Origin of the sequence: Gordonibacter sp. RACS_AR68, assembly GCF_030418485.1 — a bacterium.
Lineage (GTDB): Bacteria > Actinomycetota > Coriobacteriia > Coriobacteriales > Eggerthellaceae > Gordonibacter > Gordonibacter urolithinfaciens.
This window is the reverse complement of record NZ_JAIPUP010000004.1, coordinates 374,269-390,255: the sequence shown is the minus strand read 5'-3', so window position 1 is coordinate 390,255 and position 15,987 is coordinate 374,269. Positions and strand designations below refer to the sequence as shown.

Genomic DNA, 15,987 nt, shown 5'->3' with positions numbered 1-15,987 from the left:
GTCGGGTTCGGGCGAGATGGAATGCGCGCGGCGCTTCGGCTTCGCGCGGTGCGGGCCGTCCGGTTCGGCACGCCGCGTTCCGCCCGCCTCGGCTGCCGGCAGCCGAGAGGTTGACGAATGTAACGTGTTCGTCAATCTTGCGTGACGTTACGTGCCGAGAGGGTTATCATTGTTCGGTATTTATCAGGCGGAGAAAGGGCGCGGCAGCGGCTATGGGAAACGTTTTGCGGGTGCTCAAGCGCGATGTGCTGCGCTTGCTCAAAACGCCTCCGGCGCTCGTGGTGGTGCTGGCGCTGCTCGTGCTGCCGTCGGTGTACACCTGGTACAACGTCGTGGGCTTCTGGAACCCCTACGACAATACGGGCGCGCTGCGCGTGTGCGTGGTGAACGAGGACGAGGGCGGCTCGAGCGAGCTGACCGGCGAGCTGCGCGTGGGCGACATGATAGTGGACGAGCTGCACGGGAACACGCAGCTCGACTGGGTGTTCGTCGACCGCGACGACGCCATGGCGGAGCTTGACGCGGGGAAGAGCTATGCCGCGTTCGTGATACCCGCGGACTTCACCTCCCAGCTGCTCTCGCTCACCACCGGCGATTTCACGCAGCCCAAGCTGGAATATTTCGTGAACGAGAAGGCGGGCCCGGTGGCACCGAAGATCACCGACACCGGCGCCAGCACGCTCGACGAGACCATCAACTCCACGTTCGTTTCCACCGTGAGCGACGTGGCCGCCGATGCCATCGACCAGGCGCTTGGCGAGTCGCGCGAGAAGCTGGACGCGTCCCGCTCGCAGGCGGTGGAAAAGATCGCCCAGGCCGTGCAGACGGTAGGCGAGGCGCGCGATTCGCTTGCGGGCATCGAGTCGGCCACCGACGAGGCGCAGGCCAAGGTGGGCGGCGCGAAGGACGCGCTCTGCCGCGTGCGCGCCGACCTGGGGACGGCGTCCGACGCGCTGCAGACCGTGTCCGGCCTGACGACGCAGATGCAGGACGGGCTGGCGAGCTTCTCCGCCGCGGCCATGCCGGCGGTGGGCACGGGCCTGTCATCGGTGTCGCAGGCCTCGTCGAAGGCGAACCAGGCGGTGGGGGACATCGCGGGCACGATCGGTGAGGCGCAGGGAAGCGTGCGGGCGACGCTCGCGCAGGCCCAGGCCGTGGTGGACGAGGACAAGGCGCTGGCGGCGTATCTGAAGAGCGTCGCCGACGGGCTTCCCGAGGACAACCCGGGCAAGCAGCCGCTTGCCGAGGCTGCCGCGCAGCTGGAGCAGCAGGCTGCAGACGCCCAGGCCACGCTCGATGACCTCACCCGCATCAGCGCAGACACCGAAAACATCTCGCAGGCCACGGCCCAAGCGGGCAACGACCTGAACGCCGCCGTCCAGCAGGCCGTCGCGGGCGCCCAGGCCTATTCGGACAACCTGTTCGGCACCACGATCCCCGCCGTGAACGGGAGCCTGGCGCAGCTGGGCGCGGCGTCGTCGTCGCTGGCAACCGCTGTCTCGAACCAGCGTTTGCTGGTGGACCAGACCTCGCTCGTGTTGGACCAGCTGGTATCCACGCTCTGCACCGCGAAGGACGCGCTCGGGCAGACCGACGGCATCCTGGCCAGCCTGGAGGAGGGGTTGGACACCGTGCGCACGGACGTGCTGTCGCTGGGCGAGTCCGGCGTGCTGGCGAAGCTGGTGGGAGAGGACGGGCTCGACGCGTCGAAGATCGCCGACTTCATGGGATCGCCCACCGAGCTTAAGACAGAGGAGCTCTACCCGCTGAACGCCTACGGTTCGGCCATGGCGCCGCTGTTCATGAACCTGACGTTTTGGATCGGCGCGTTCATGCTGTTGGTGATCATGAAGCAGGAGGTGGACGGCGAGGGCATCCGCAATCTTACCGTCACGCAGCGCTATCTAGGGCGCTTTGCGCTGCTCGCCGTGATGGCCGTGCTGCAGGCGGTGATCTGCTGTGCGGGAGTGCTGGTCATCGGGGTGCAGGCTGTCAGTGCGCCGGCGCTGTTCTTCGCGGCGGCGGTGGCGTCGCTTTCGTACCTCAGCATCATCTATGCGCTCTCGGTGACACTGCAGCATATTGGCAAGGGCATCTGCATCGTGCTCGTGTTCGCGCAGATCCCCGGGGCTACAGGGCTGTACCCCATCGAGATGACCTCGGGTTTCTTCCAGGCCGTGTACCCGTTCTTCCCCTTCACGTACGGCATCTCCGCCATGCGCGAGGCTATCTGCGGCTTCTACGGCTCGCACTACGGCGACGCCATCGGCATGCTGGCGTTCTTCTTCGTGCTGTTCATGGCCTTCGGCATCCTGCTGCGGCCCCTGATGGCGAACGTCAACCGCATGGTGGCCGGCCAGGTGCGGCAGGGCGGCATCTTCAACGGCGAGGACGTGGAGATCCCCGCGCGCCCGTACCGTTTCTCGCAGCTGTTCCGCGCGCTGTCGGGCAGGGATGAGTACCGCGAGGAGCTGCGCGTACGCTACGAGCGCTTCACACGCTGGTACCCGCGGCTTATCCGCGGCTCCGTGGCCCTGGGCCTTGCGGTGCCGGTGGCGCTGGCGGTGGTGTTCGCGCTCACGCCCGCCGAGAAGGTGTGGCTGCTCACGGCGTGGCTCGCGTGGCTTGTGGCCGTGTTCGTATTCCTGGTGGTGGTCGAGAGCCTGCGCGACAGCTTCGAGCGCCAGATGAGGCTCGACGACATGACCGACGAAGGGCTGCTGGAGCTGGGCGCCTCGCGCAACGAGATGGAGCGCTCGGCCGCGGACGGCGACGACGGTGCGGAAGGGGGTGCCGTGCGATGAGCAGCGTCTGGCACCTGTTCCGCGGCGACATGAGGCGCCTGTTCTCGAACGCCATGAACATCATCATCACCGTCGGGCTCGTGGTGATGCCGTCCATCTTCGCCTGGTACAACATCATCGCGTGCTGGAACGTCTTCGACAACACGGGCAACCTCACCGTGGCCGTGGCGAACGTGGACGACGGGTACGAGAGCGACCTCGTGCCCCTGCGCGTGAACATCGGCGAGCAGGTGGTGTCCGCCTTGCGCGCCAACGACGAGATCGACTGGACGTTCACCACCGAGGAGGATGCGGTGGATGGCGCGAGGTCGGGGCGGTACTACGCGGCCGTGGTCATCCCGCACGATTTCAGCCGCGACATGCTGACGTTCTACTCCGATGACGTACAGCACGCCAAGATCGTGTACTACGCGAACGAGAAGAAGAGCGCCATTGCCCCCAAGATCACCGACAGGGGTGCGGACTCGGTGTCATACCAGGTGAACGAGGTGTTTGCCGAGACGCTCTCCGAGGTGGCGTTGAGCATTGCCGAGTCGCTTTCCCATTACGCCGACGAGTCCGACGCGGGCGGCCGCATCGCCGATCTGTCAGCGCATGTGCGCTCCATGGGCGACCAGGTGGACCGTATGGCGTCGGTGCTCACGCTGTACTCGTCGCTGGCGGGGGCCGCCCAGTCGCTCGTGGGCGAGTCCGCCCAGCTGGTGGAGGCTGCGCAGCACCAGGCGGACGGCCTGGGGAGCACGGCGTCGCAGGGTGCGGCCTCGGCCGCAAGCCTGGTGGATGCGCTGCGGCAGGCGGCGGATGGATTGTCCCAGGCGCTCGCGGACGGCGGGCAGGGCTTCGCCGCCGTGTCGGCATCCGCGGATGCGCTGTTCGATGCCGCCGCCACCGGCTCGCAGGACAGCGTGGCCGCGCTGCGCGGGCAGGCCGATGCCCTGGACGGGCAGGTTGCGGCATGCCGGAGCATCGTCGCGCAGCTGGAGGCGCTGCGCGACCAGGTGCCCGACGAGTACCTGCAGGCGCTCGAGAGCGTCATCGCGCGCATGAACGCCACCATCGGCCTTTTGGAGAACATGCGCGACACCATGAGAAGCGCCGCCGACAAGCTGGAGGCGGGCAGCGCCGACGTGCAGGCGGAGCGCGCGGAGATCAAGCGGTTGGCCGACGAGGCGCAGCAGGGTGCGGCTACGATGCGGGACGAGTTCGACACTAGCCTGAAACCGGGGCTCCAGAAGCTGGCCGACGAGGCGTCCTCGCTGGTCGCGAGCGTGGGATCAGGCTTGGACGGGCTGCGCGCCGCGGGATCCGGGCTGTCGGATTCGGCCGATTCCGCTGCGGCGGTGCTGGGCGGGGCGGCGGAGAAGATAGATGCGACCGTGGGCGAGCTGCACGGCGCCTCCGCTACGCTGCGCGAGCTGGCCGACGGCATCGACCAGGCGCTCGTTGCCGGGGATGCCGACCTGCTGCGCGAGGTGCTGGGCTCCGACACGCAGGTGCTGTCGAAGGCGCTTGCGGCGCCTGTGGGCATCGACCGCGTGGCCGTGTTCCCCGTGGACAACTTCGGTTCGGCTATGGCGCCTTTATATACTACGCTCGCACTGTTCATCGGGTCGTTGCTGATACTGGTGGTAGTGAAGCCTACCGTTCCCGGCCGGGTGCGCGCGCAGCTGGCCGATCCGCAGCCGCGCCAGCTGTTCTTCGGGCGCTTCGGCGTGATGGCCTTCCTGTCGCTGTCGCAGACCACGGTCATGGGCCTGGGGAACCTGCTGTTCTTGCAGGTGCAGGTGACGCACCCGCTGCTGTTCATGCTGTGCTTCTGGCTCGCCGGGCTCGTGTTCACGTTCCTGATATACGCGCTCGTGGCTGCGTTCGCGAACCTGGGCAAGGCCGTGGCGGTGCTGCTGCTCATCATACAGGTGACAGGGTGCGGCGGGTCGTTCCCGCTGCAGCTGCTGCCGCCGTTCATCCAGGGGCTGAGTCCCTGGCTGCCGGCCACCCACGTGGTGAACGCCATGCGTGCGGCCATGTTCGGCACCTACGGGGGCGACTTCTGGTGGGAGATGGGCCTGCTCGCGCTGTTCCTGGTACCGGCGGCCGTCATAGGCCTCGTGCTGCGCAAGCCGCTGGCGAAGTTCATGAGCTGGTACGTGGAGCAGGTGGAGTCCTCGAAGCTGGTGGGGTAGGGCGCGCTGGCCGCGCGGCCGGGGTTGCACGGGTGTGCGATAATCTTCTTGAAATACGAGAAGGAGAATCCTATGGCACGATCCGCTGCTCCGTCGACGACGCGACGCACGCTGCACTACTTCTGGCTGGTCACCCGAAAGCACCTCGGGCTGTTCGCCACGCTCATGACCGCGACGCTCCTGTTCGTGGCGCTGCTGTCGTACGGCAACCCCTACGTCATGAGTCTCGTGGTGGACCGCGTGAGCGCGGGCTCGGTGGGCACGTCCGAGGTGTTCGCGGTGTTCGGCCCCTACATCGTCGCGCTCATCCTCATCAACGTGGCCGGCCAGGCGGCCAGCAAGGTGCAGGACTACGCCATGTACCGGCTGCAGATCGCCGCCTCCTACGACCTGGCCACCATGTCGTTCGACGCGCTGTCCAACCAGTCGATGTCGTTTCATTCCAATCGCTTCGGCGGCACGCTGGTGAGCCAGACGACCAAGTTCATGAGCGCCTACCAGCTGCTGCTGGAAACCATCACCTTCCCGTTTCTGCCGGTCATCTGCTCGGTGGTGTTCACGTGCGCCATCCTCGCGCCGCGCGTGCCGGTGTACGTGGCCATCCTCATGGCGCTGCTCGCGGTGTACGCGGGCGTGTCCTACTACATGTACAAGCGCATCCTGCACCTGAACGAGCAGGCGGCCAGCGCGCAGAACCAGCTGTCGGGCGAGCTGTCCGACTCGGTTGCCAACATCCTGGCGGTGAAGACCTACGGGCGCGAGGACTACGAGCGCGGGCTGTTCGACCAGGCGAACCGCGAGGTGGTGGCGCGCGACTCGAAGCGCATGTGGGCGTCGCTCACGCGCGGCATCGTGACGGCGTGCATCACCATCGCCATCATGAGCGTGGTGGCCGTGTTCATCGCGGGCGGGAACGCGTGGTACGGCATCACGCCGGGCACGCTCGTGGTGATGTTCACGTACACCTACACGGTGACGAACCAGTTCAACTTCATCAACAACGGCCTGCAGCGCTTCAACCGCGCGTTCGGCGACGCGAGCGGCATGACCGTGATCCTCGACGAGCCGCGACTGGTGGCCGACAAGCCGGGCGCGCCCGAGCTCGAGGTGCGCGAGGGCGCCATCGACTTCGAGGACATCGGCTTCTGGTACACCGACGGCGAGGCGCGCACGCGGGTGTTTGACGACCTCGACCTGCACATCCCCGCCGGCCAGCGCGTGGGCCTCGTGGGTGCGAGCGGGGCGGGGAAGACCACGCTCACGAAGCTTTTGCTGCGTTTGTCCGACATCCAGGAGGGGCGCATCCTCGTGGACGGGCAGGACATCTCCGAGGCCGCCCAGCAATCGCTGCGCCGCCAGATCGCCTACGTGCCGCAGGAGGCGCTGCTGTTCCACCGCTCCATCGCGGAGAACATCGCCTACGGGAGGCCCGACGCCACGATGGAGCAGATCCGCGAGGCGGCGCGCCAGGCGAACGCGCTCGAGTTCATCGAGCGGCTGCCACAGGGCTTCGACACCGTCACGGGCGAGCGCGGCGTGAAGCTGTCGGGCGGCCAGCGCCAGCGCATCGCCATCGCGCGAGCGCTTCTGGCCGACTGCCCGGTGCTCGTGCTGGACGAAGCCACGAGCGCGCTCGACTCCGAGAGCGAGCAGCTGGTGCAGGACGCGCTGGCCACGCTCATGCGCGGGCGCACGGCCATCGTGGTGGCGCACCGGCTGTCGACGGTGGCCAGCCTCGACCGCATCGTGGTGCTCGACGGCGGCCGCGTGGTGGAGGACGGCCCGCACGCCGAGCTCATCGAGGCCGGCGGGGCCTACGCGAACCTGTGGAGCAGGCAGACGGGGGCGTATCTGGAGTGAATGCCCCAATAGGGGGCGGTCCCATTCGGGACATTTTCGTTCAGCCGCGCTTCGATCCTTGGCGGGAGATGCCGCCCTTGTGGCCGGAGGCTTTGTTGGGCCCCAGGCCCTTAGTTGCGCGCAGTTGTTGGCCGCGTGGCTGGCCTGCAACTTTTCCCTTGCCGCCGTTCGCCCATGCGTCCCTGCCGGGGTTCTTCGCCATCGGTCGCCTTTCCCTCTTCGACGCCGGATAGTGTACCATGGGGCGCATCGACGCCTGATGGAAGGGGAGCGCCATGCGCGTGCTCGTGCTCGGGGGAACGCAGTTCGTGGGACGGGCCGTGGCCGAGGGGCTGATCGCGCGCGGCTGGGACGTGTCCATCCTCACGCGCGGCCGCCTGCCGGTGGCGTACGGCGGCCTCGCCAGGCACTACCGAGCCGACCGGCGCGACCCGGCCAGCCTGCGCGAGCTTGCAGGCGAGCGTTTCGACGCGGTGGTGGACGTGTCCGCTTACACTGCCGCCGATGTGGCTCCCGTGCTCGACACGCTTCGGCTCGACGGGGCGCGCTACGTGCTCGTGAGCTCGGGGGCGGTGTACGCGCCCTCCGATGCGGCACGTGCCGAGGACGCGCCGACGGGCGAGAACGAGGTTTGGGGCGCCTACGGGCTGGGGAAGCTCGAGGCCGAGCGGCTGCTCGTAGCAGAGCGTCCGCAGCGCGGCTGCTCCCTCACGATCCTGCGACCCGCCTACTTCTACGGCCCCGGCAACAACCTCTACCGCGAGGCCTATCTGTTCGACCGCCTCGAATGTGGCCATCCCGTCCCCGTGCCCGTCGGCGGCGCGCTCACGCAGTTCCTCCACATCGACGACTTCGTGCGCCTCGTCGTGAGCGTCCTCGAGGCCGAGCCGTGGGAAGCCGAGGCCTTCAACTGCGCGCACCCCGAGCCGGTGGGATGGGGCGACCTCGTCCGAGCCGCCGCGGCGGCGGCCGGCGTCGAGCCGCGCATCGTGCCGGTCGACTATCGCGGCGCCATGGAGGCGCGCGAGTTCTTCCCCTTCCGGGATCAGACCTACCTGCTGGACACGGGAAAGGCCACGCGGTTCGGCCTGGCGCAGCCGAGCGTGGCGCTCGCCGAGGGCATGCGGAGCGCTTACGCATGGTATTGCCGCGAGCGCCCGCGGCTCGCCGATCCCAAGATGACGCGTGTTGGGGAGGCGCTGCGACGCGGGTGAGGCCAAGGTGCGCGAATGGCGTTTCCGCTCACGTGTGCGAAACCGTTCGGCAAAGCGCGGCAAACGCGCTCTGGCGGGCCGCTTTCCTAGTGGCGGGCGGGGGTACCCTGATGCCTGATCGTTCCTCTTGAAGACGAAAGGGCTCGGCATGACCTCTCTCTGGGAAGCGAGCGCCGTGCGGCCGCAGGGCTACGCGAAGGCGCTCGAAGGCGACCGTTCCGCCGACGTGCTGGTGATAGGCGGCGGCATGGCGGGCGTGCTCTGCGCGTATTTGCTGTCGGAGGCGGGATGCCGCTGTGCGCTGGTGGAGGGCGGCCAGGTGGGCGCCGGCGTGACGGCGAACACGACTGCGAAGGTAACAGCCCAGCACGATCTCGTGTACGACCGGCTGATCAAGAAGAGGGGCGCCGATGCCGCGCGCCTCTACTTCGAAGCGAACCAGGCGGCGGTGGCGGGGCTGCGCCAGCTGGCCGATGATGCTCCCTGCGACTTCGAGGAGAAGACGGCCTACGTGTACGCCACGGGCTCCACGGCGGGCATCGAGCGCGAGCTTGCCGCCTACGAGCAGCTGGGCATCCCGCACCACGTGCTGCCCAGCGCGCCGGTGCCGGTTGCGAACCGGGGCGCTCTGGGCATGGAGCGTCAGGCGCAGTTCAACCCGCTGAAGCTGTTGTTCGGGCTGCTCGGGCTCATGCCGTCCGTCGACGTGTACGAGCACGCGTTCGTGACGGACGTGAGCGGGAACACGGCGCGCACGGACCGCGGCTCCATAACCGCCGACCATATCGTGTTTGCGACGCACTATCCGCTGGTCAACGTGCCGGGATTGTATTTCATGAAGGAGCATCAGGAGCGCTCCTACGCGGTGGCGCTGGAAGGCGCCCCGCTTGTTGACGGCATGTTCATAGGCGACGCGGGCGGTTTCTCGTTCCGCACGTACGGCGAGTACCTGCTGGTGGGAGGAGGCGGGCACCGCACGGGGCAGGGGCCGAAGCCCACGGAGGGCTATGCCAAGATACGGGCGTTCGCCGCCGAGGCGTACCCGGGCGCGCAGGAGCGCTACGCGTGGGCGACGCAGGATTGCATGAGCCTGGACCACGTGCCCTATATCGGCGTGCATCGGCGCAGCCGACCGAGCCAGTACGTGGCCACGGGGTTCAGCAAATGGGGCATGACGGGCGCGCTCGTGGCCGCGCGCGCCATCGCCGACCTCGTGCTGCGCGGTCGGAGCCCGGTGGAGGCCCTGTTCTCGCCGCAGCGATCCATGCTCACGCCCAGCCTGTTCTCGAACGCGGGCGTGTCGGCAGCGAACCTGGTGAAGCCGGGGCGGCGCTGCTCGCATTTGGGCTGCTGCTTGGAGCGCAACGACGTGGAGGGCTCGTGGGACTGTCCTTGCCACGGCTCGCGCTTCGCTGCCGACGGGTCGGTGCTGGAAGGGCCGGCCAAGCGCCCGATCGCACCTGAGCGCCGGTAGCGGTTGAATGAGTGCCGCCGGGCTGCGCTCTCCGCTTGCGGGCTGTGGTATACTTCACGAACAAACGTTTCATCAAACGAGAGTTCGGAGGAGGGCGGCGGTGGCGAAGGAGCGCACGTACGTGTGCATCGACTTGAAGAGCTTCTACGCCAGCGTCGAGTGCGTCGATCGCGGGCTCGACCCGCTGAAGGCGAACCTCGTCGTGGCCGATCCCGACCGCACGGAGAAGACCATCTGCCTGGCCATCACGCCGTCGATGAAGGCGCTCGGCCTGTCGAGCCGCTGCCGCGTGTTCGAGATTCCCGAGGGCGTGGACTATGTCATGGCGCGCCCGCGCATGCAGCGCTACATGGAGGTGTCGGCCGACATCTACTCGATCTACCTGCGCTACGTGTCGCCCGAGGACGTCCACGCGTACTCCATCGACGAGTGCTTCATCGACGCGACGCCGTACCTCGCGCTGTACCGGATGGGCGCCAAGGAGTTCGCCGTCATGCTCATGGACGCGGTGCTGGCCGACACGGGCGTCTGCGCCACCGCGGGCATCGGTCCGAACCTGTTCCTCGCCAAGGTAGCGCTCGACATCACGGCGAAGCACGCCGAGGACCATATCGGTTACCTCGATCAGGCCGAGTTCGAGCGCTCGATCCAGACCCACCGGCCCATCACCGATATCTGGAACATCGGCCCCGGCATCGCGAAGAGGCTGGCGAAGTACGCCGTGTACGATCTGCACGGCGTGTGCGAGATGAGCGAGGCCACGCTCTACCGCGAGTTCGGGGTGAACGCCGAGTACCTCATCGACCATGCCCATGGCGTTGAACCGTGCACCATCGCCGACATCCACGCCTACGAGCCGAGCGGTCATTCCCTGGGGAACGGCCAGGTGCTGCCCTGCGACTACTCGTTCGAGGAAGCGCGCGACGTGCTCAAGGAGATGGTGGACCAGCTCGTGCTCGACCTCGTGGAGAAGCGCCTCGTAGCCGGATCGATATCGCTGTACGTGGGGTACGCGAAAGGTCCAGGCGAGCCTGCGGGCGAAGCGGACGGCGCTTTCTTCGACGGCGGCCACGGCAGGCGCCCCGCAAGCGGCCGCCGCGGTTTCCCTCACACCGGCTCCACGCGCAGGCAGGCGGATCGCACGAACCTCTACTCGAAGCTCATGCCGCGCTTCCTCGACCTGTTCGACGAGACCACGCGCAAAGACGCGCCCATCCGCCGCATCAACGTGGGCGTCGGCGGGGTGCTCCCCGAGGAATTCGCCACGATGGATCTGTTCTCGGATGCGGAGGCGGAGGCCGAGGAGCTCCGGCTGCAGCAGGCCGTGCTGGCCGTGAAGGGGCGCTTCGGGAAGAACGCGCTTCTGCGCGGGACCAGCTTGAAGGAGAAGGCCACGGCGCGCGAGCGCAACGAGCAGATCGGGGGCCACCATGCCTGAGCGCCGACCGCGCGCCGACCGCGCCCAGCAGTTCATGCCCTTCGCCGCGCTCAAAGGCTACTACGATCTCATCCGCGAACGCGAGCGCGTGGTGGAGCCGAAGCGCGAGCTGACCGACGAGCAGGCGCTCGAGCTGTCGCAGCGCCTCGCCCGGATGGAGCGCCGCACGATGGCGAGCGTCGTCCACTACGACGGCGAGGCGTACGTCACGACGCACGGCCTGGTGAGCGACATCGACCTCGCGGCACGCACCGTCACCATCGTCCGCACCCGCATCGCCTTCGAAGATATCTGGGAGATCGTCGCCGAGGAGCGAGATCCGTCTGCGGAACTCGGAGGGGAGGGGCGTTAGCTTCTCGCCTGCTCCAGTTGCAGCATGCGCTGGCCGACGGAGTCTTCCAGCCGATGGGCGACGAGGTCGACCATCGCCGAGCCGTTGCGACCCTCGATGTCGCGCGTGAACGACTCGATGGCCCGGTAGTACGCGGCGATGCCCGCTTCGTCCGCTTTGAGGCTCACGGCGGGGTAGCCGGCGCTCATCAGCATGAAATTGAGCAGCACGCGTCCCGTGCGACCGTTGCCGTCCTGGAAGGGATGGATGTCCTCGAAGACGAGGTGGAAGAGCGCCGCCGTCTCGATCGCGGGGCCCTCGGCCTTCGCCGCCCAGGCGATCAGGCCTTTCATAAGCTGGGGAACGCGTGCGGGAGGCGGTGGGATGATAGGGGAGGATGAGATATAGCGCTGGTCCCAGCGGTACTCCCCCGGCTCGCAGTCGTCCAAATGCGCCGACGCGGCTTCGTGGATGGCGAGGACGGCTTTCTCTGAAACCGGTGTGCCGTTGCGCACGAACTCGACCATGAGGTCGAACGCACGGGCGATGTCGACGACCTCCAGGTGCTCGCTCAAGGGTTTTCCGGGAATGACGGCGTCTTCCTCGAGCACCAATCCGGTCTCTTTAAGCGAGAGCGTGTTGCCCTCGATGCGCGCGGTGGTATGTACGAAGTCAACCTTGACGGTCTCGAAGATATGGTCTTCCTTCGTGGGGTCGAAACCGTGCTCGGCGAGGATCGTTCTCTGGTCCCCAAGACGCTCGATAAGGGCTTTGTCGCTGTTCGGAGCTGCGGGGTGATTGTCGAAGCGATGAAGTTGATATTGAAGAAGGCGCAGATAATCTTCGCGCTCGCCGGTGACGCCGTACATCTTCTCATAGCCGGTGGCGTAATCGAGATCGCTTAAGTCCTGTTCTGTCATGGAGGCCTTCCCTGTCTTCGAGGCTGTTCGAAGGTCGCACTTTTAGATTCTACCACGCCTCTACAGGTACCTTCCCGTGACGCTGTCCGGGTTGGCGGCCACCTGCTCGGGCCTGCCGGCGGCGACGACGCGGCCGCCGGACGCGCCGCCGCCGGGACCGAGGTCGATCACGTAGTCGGCGTTTGCGATGACGTCCAGGTCGTGCTCGATCACCACCACGGTGGCGCCTTGCACCACCAGGCGGTCGAACACCTCGAGCAGCTGCGCCACGTCGAGCGGGTGCAAGCCGATGGTGGGCTCGTCGAACACGAACACGGCATCGTCCTGCGTGCGCTTCATCTCGCTGGCCAGCTTCAGGCGCTGCGCCTCGCCGCCGGAAAGCGCCGGCGTGGCCTCGCCGAGGGTGAGGTACCCCAGCCCCAGGTCGCAGAGGGTTTGCAGCTTAGCGGCCACCTTTCTGAGGTCGGAGGTGGCGGCCAGCGCCTCGCTCGCGCTCATGGCCATGAGGTCGGGCAGTGACACGAGGTCCACCGGGTCGTCGGCGTGCGGGCGGCGGATGCGATCGGCATCGGGGGCGTAGCGCGAGCCGCGGCAGGCGGGGCAGGTGATGTCCACGTCGGGCAGGAACTGCACGTCTAGGCTGATGGAGCCCGTGCCGTCGCATACGGGGCAGCGCAGCTTTCCCGTGTTGTACGAGAAGTCGCCCGCCTTGAGCCCCGCCGCCTTCGCGTCCGGCGTGCGGGCGAAGGCGCGGCGCAGTTCGTCGTGCACGCCCGCGTAGGTGGCCACGGTCGAGCGCACGTTGATGCCGATGGGGGAGGCGTCGATGAGGTTCGCCCGCTCGATGCCCGCAGCCTCGAGGGCGCGCACGTGGGCGGGCGGCCTCTCGCCGGCGGCCCACGCCTTCAGCGCAGGCACGAGGCTCTCCAGCACGAGCGTGGTCTTGCCCGAGCCCGACACGCCGGTGACGGCGGTGAGCCGGCCGCGGGGAACGTCCACGGCAAGCGGCTTGACCGTGTGGAGCGCGTCCGTCTCCAGATGGATGCGGCCGAGGGCGAACACGTTGTCCGCATCTGCCCGGTCGCGCACGCAGACGGTGCGCGCACCCGACAGGAACGGCCCGATGAGCGAGGCGGGGTCGGCCTCGATCTCGGCCACGGAGCCCTGCGCGATCACGCGCCCGCCCGCGGCGCCCGCTCCAGGGCCTATCTCCACGATATGGTCGGCCGCGCGCAGGATGCGCGCGTCGTGGTCCACCATGGCCACCGAGTTGCCGTCGGCCAGAAGGTCGCGCATGACCTCCACCAGGCCGTCGACGTTCAGGGGGTGCAGGCCGATGGACGGCTCGTCCAGCACGTAGAGCACGCCGGTGGTGCGGTTGCGCACGGCGCGGGCCAGCTGCACGCGCTGCCGCTCGCCGGTGGAGAGCGTCGAGCCCGCGCGGTCGAGCGAGAGGTACCCCAGCCCCAGGTCCACGAGACGGCGCGCCGTGTGCTGGAACGACTCGCAGATGTTTCGCGCCATCGGGCGCATCTCGGGGGCGAGCCCGCCCGGCACGGCGTCCACCCAACCGGTGAGGCCGTCGAGCGTCTTCTCGGTGGCCTCGGCCAGGTTGACGCCCGCCACCTGCGGCTTCAGCGCGTCGGCAGACAGGCGCGTGCCGTGGCACACGGGGCAGGTGCCCTGCTTGAGGAACCGCGCCACGCGCGCCAGGCCCTTCTCGTCCTTCACCTTCGCCAGCGCGTTCTCCACGGTGTAGACGGCGTTGTAGTAGGTGAAGTCGAGCTCGGCGAAGGTGTCGGACTTCTTCGTCTTATACAGGATGTGCTTCTTCTCGGCGGGGCCGTGGAACACGATGTCGCGCTCCTTGGGCGTGAGCTGGTTGAACGGCACGTCGGTGCGCACGCCCATCTCGCGCGCAACCTGCTTCATGAGGTCCCACATGAGCGTGCCCCACGACGCCACCGCGCCCTCGTCGATGGTGAGCGACTCGTCGGGCACAAGGGAGCTTTCGTCCACGGTGCGCACGATGCCGGTGCCGTCGCATTCGGGACAGGCGCCGTCGCCGTTGAAGGCCAGAGCCTCGGCGCTCGGGCCGAAGAACTCCACGCCGCAGACGGGGCACGTGATGGGGCGCTCGGCAGCCACGTTCAGCGTGGGCGGCACGCGGTGGCCGTTGGGACACACATGGCTGCCCACGCGCGAGAACAGGAGTCGGAGGCTGTTCAAGAGCTCGGTGGAGGTGCCGAACGTGCTGCGCACCCCGGGCACGGCGGGCCGCTGGTGCAGCGCGAGGGCGGCGGGCACGTGCAGCACCTCGTCCACGTCGGCGCGCCCTGCCTGCGTGAGGCGGCGGCGCGTGTAGGTGGAGAGCGCCTCGAGGTAGCGCCGCGAGCCCTCCGCGTACAGCACCCCGAGCGCGAGCGACGACTTGCCCGAGCCCGACACGCCCGCGATGGCCACGAACTGGTTCAGCGGGATGTCCACGTCGAGGTTCTTCAGGTTGTGCACGCGGGCGCCGCGCACCTGGATGTGGTCGGGCGCATACGGAGCGGGCGGTTGGATGTTTCGAGAAGTATCCATTCCGCTATTGTAGCGCTCGGCCCGTTTCGTCGCGAGATGCCTGCTCTTCTCCACCTGCGCCTTACAAAGAAGTAAGCGCGCCGTAAGCGACAGGCAAGGCCGACGCAAGGAGGCTGCACCATACTGGAACCCGCGCGCGGGACAACGGGGAAAGGAGGAGGAGATGGGATACCTTGCGCAGTTCCTCGGACGATTCAGCGAGAGCTTCGCGGCGGCGGTGGCGCTTTGGCCGCTCGCATCGATGGTGCTCACGCTGCCCATCCTCGCCTACCTGTACCATCGGGACGGGCGATTGCGCGCGGCTTCGGCGGTATCGGCCTACCTCGCCGTGCTCTACGTGCTGGGACTCGGGTGCTTCACGCTCTATCCGCTGCCCGACGGCGCTTCCGGCCCCGGCATCACCTACGGCATCGAGCCGCGGTTCAATCCGCTCGGCTTCTTGGACGACCTCGCGAAAGACGGCGTCCGCGCCTTGCCGGACATGGTGGCGAACGTGGCGTTCTTCGTCCCGCTCGGCTTCATCGCAGGGCGCCTGCTGCGCTGGCGGTTCGCACCGACGCTCGCCTTGGGCTTCGGCGCCTCTCTGCTGATTGAGACGGCGCAGCTCACCGGCTTGTTCGGCCTGTATCCCTATGCGTACCGGATGTTCGACGTGCTGGACCTGTTCTGCAACACGATGGGCGCTGCTTTCGGGTGGTCCGGCACCGTGCTCGCCGGGCGCCTGCTGCCGCCGAGCGAGTCGGCCCGGGAGGGACGCGTGACTGACCGGCCCGGCTTCGTGCGTCGCGCTGTCGCGTACTGGATCGACCTGACCGTCATGGGGGCCGTCCTTGTCGTCCTGCTCGCCGCCGCGAGCGTCGTGCTGCATGCGGCGGGGGACTCCTCGTGGACCGACGGCGGCTGGTGGGAGCGAGCGGCCGCAATTGCGGTGTTCGTCGTGTTCGAGGGCGTTGTCCCGTGGCTTCGGCAGGGCCGCACGCTCGGAGGCGGCTTCGTGCGCATGACGTGCGAGACGCGCCCCCGCGCAGGCTGGCAGCGGCTCGCCTTCTACGTGGCGCGGGTGCTGACGCTGGCTGCCGCCGTAGCGCTCCCGCCGCTCGTTGCCATGGCACTGCTCCTGTTCTACGCCTTCGCCCGCCGCATGCCCTATGACTACCTATGACGGGGGACGGGCGGCTAC

General features: G+C 67.9%; 10 protein-coding genes. 8 read left to right on the top strand and 2 right to left on the bottom strand.

What is annotated here, in order from left to right; translation table 11 throughout:
* Nucleotides 1-212: 212 nt before the first annotated feature.
* From K9U15_RS10875 to K9U15_RS10845, 7 genes are all read left to right on the top strand, one after another.
* A complete protein-coding gene (locus K9U15_RS10875; protein ID WP_096227099.1) occupies nt 213-2,804 on the top strand; it encodes a YhgE/Pip domain-containing protein in 2,592 nt (863 codons plus the stop codon).
* Nucleotides 2,801-4,987 carry a YhgE/Pip domain-containing protein gene (locus tag K9U15_RS10870; RefSeq protein ID WP_301156092.1) on the top strand — a complete coding sequence of 729 codons (2,187 nt, stop codon included), beginning with the start codon at nt 2,801-2,803 and terminating at the stop codon, nt 4,985-4,987. The genes K9U15_RS10875 and K9U15_RS10870 overlap by 4 nt, the downstream gene beginning before the upstream one ends.
* A 72-nt stretch (nt 4,988-5,059) precedes the next feature.
* Nucleotides 5,060-6,847, top strand: coding sequence for an ABC transporter ATP-binding protein (locus K9U15_RS10865; protein WP_096227097.1), 1,788 nt, complete (start codon nt 5,060-5,062; stop codon nt 6,845-6,847).
* Between the two features lie 275 nt (nt 6,848-7,122).
* The gene (locus K9U15_RS10860; RefSeq protein WP_096227096.1) at nt 7,123-8,061 is read left to right on the top strand and encodes an NAD-dependent epimerase/dehydratase family protein; all 939 of its coding nucleotides are present in this window, start codon (nt 7,123-7,125) and stop codon (nt 8,059-8,061) included.
* A 148-nt stretch (nt 8,062-8,209) separates the two neighbouring features.
* Nucleotides 8,210-9,535 carry an FAD-dependent oxidoreductase gene (locus K9U15_RS10855; RefSeq protein WP_096227095.1) on the top strand — a complete coding sequence of 442 codons (1,326 nt, stop codon included), beginning with the start codon at nt 8,210-8,212 and terminating at the stop codon, nt 9,533-9,535.
* Nucleotides 9,536-9,635: 100 nt separating this feature from the next.
* The gene (locus K9U15_RS10850) at nt 9,636-10,973 is read left to right on the top strand and encodes a DNA repair protein (protein ID WP_096227094.1); all 1,338 of its coding nucleotides are present in this window, start codon (nt 9,636-9,638) and stop codon (nt 10,971-10,973) included.
* The gene (locus K9U15_RS10845; protein ID WP_096227093.1) at nt 10,966-11,325 is read left to right on the top strand and encodes a hypothetical protein; all 360 of its coding nucleotides are present in this window, start codon (nt 10,966-10,968) and stop codon (nt 11,323-11,325) included. Before K9U15_RS10850 ends, K9U15_RS10845 begins: the two co-directional genes overlap by 8 nt.
* On the opposite strand, the gene K9U15_RS10840 is transcribed toward K9U15_RS10845, so the two are convergent.
* Both K9U15_RS10840 and K9U15_RS10835 read right to left on the bottom strand, forming a co-directional pair.
* Nucleotides 11,322-12,224, bottom strand: a complete 903-nt coding sequence (locus K9U15_RS10840; protein ID WP_096227092.1) for a Fic family protein — start codon at nt 12,222-12,224, stop codon at nt 11,322-11,324. The genes K9U15_RS10845 and K9U15_RS10840 overlap by 4 nt on opposite strands.
* 60 nt (nt 12,225-12,284) lie before the next feature.
* The gene (locus K9U15_RS10835; RefSeq protein ID WP_301156089.1) at nt 12,285-14,807 is read right to left on the bottom strand and encodes an excinuclease ABC subunit UvrA; all 2,523 of its coding nucleotides are present in this window, start codon (nt 14,805-14,807) and stop codon (nt 12,285-12,287) included.
* 163 nt (nt 14,808-14,970) lie between these two features.
* Here K9U15_RS10835 and K9U15_RS10830 point away from each other — a divergent pair, with 163 nt between their 5' ends.
* Nucleotides 14,971-15,969: a VanZ family protein gene (locus K9U15_RS10830; RefSeq protein ID WP_096227090.1), complete on the top strand. Its 999-nt coding sequence runs from the start codon at nt 14,971-14,973 to the stop codon at nt 15,967-15,969.
* The last annotated feature ends 18 nt before the right edge of the window (nt 15,970-15,987 follow it).

What these genes read in the sequence shown, in the direction of transcription:
- K9U15_RS10875 (WP_096227099.1), top strand. Translation starts at nt 213, where the DNA reads ATGGGAAACGTTTTGCGGGTGCTCAAGCGCGATGTGCTGCGCTTGCTC.
- K9U15_RS10870 (WP_301156092.1), top strand. Translation starts at nt 2,801, where the DNA reads ATGAGCAGCGTCTGGCACCTGTTCCGCGGCGACATGAGGCGCCTGTTC.
- K9U15_RS10865 (WP_096227097.1), top strand. Translation starts at nt 5,060, where the DNA reads ATGGCACGATCCGCTGCTCCGTCGACGACGCGACGCACGCTGCACTAC.
- K9U15_RS10860 (WP_096227096.1), top strand. Translation starts at nt 7,123, where the DNA reads ATGCGCGTGCTCGTGCTCGGGGGAACGCAGTTCGTGGGACGGGCCGTG.
- K9U15_RS10855 (WP_096227095.1), top strand. Translation starts at nt 8,210, where the DNA reads ATGACCTCTCTCTGGGAAGCGAGCGCCGTGCGGCCGCAGGGCTACGCG.
- K9U15_RS10845 (WP_096227093.1), top strand. Translation starts at nt 10,966, where the DNA reads ATGCCTGAGCGCCGACCGCGCGCCGACCGCGCCCAGCAGTTCATGCCC.
- K9U15_RS10840 (WP_096227092.1), bottom strand. Translation starts at nt 12,224, where the DNA reads ATGACAGAACAGGACTTAAGCGATCTCGATTACGCCACCGGCTATGAG.
- K9U15_RS10835 (WP_301156089.1), bottom strand. Translation starts at nt 14,807, where the DNA reads ATGGATACTTCTCGAAACATCCAACCGCCCGCTCCGTATGCGCCCGAC.
- K9U15_RS10830 (WP_096227090.1), top strand. Translation starts at nt 14,971, where the DNA reads ATGGGATACCTTGCGCAGTTCCTCGGACGATTCAGCGAGAGCTTCGCG.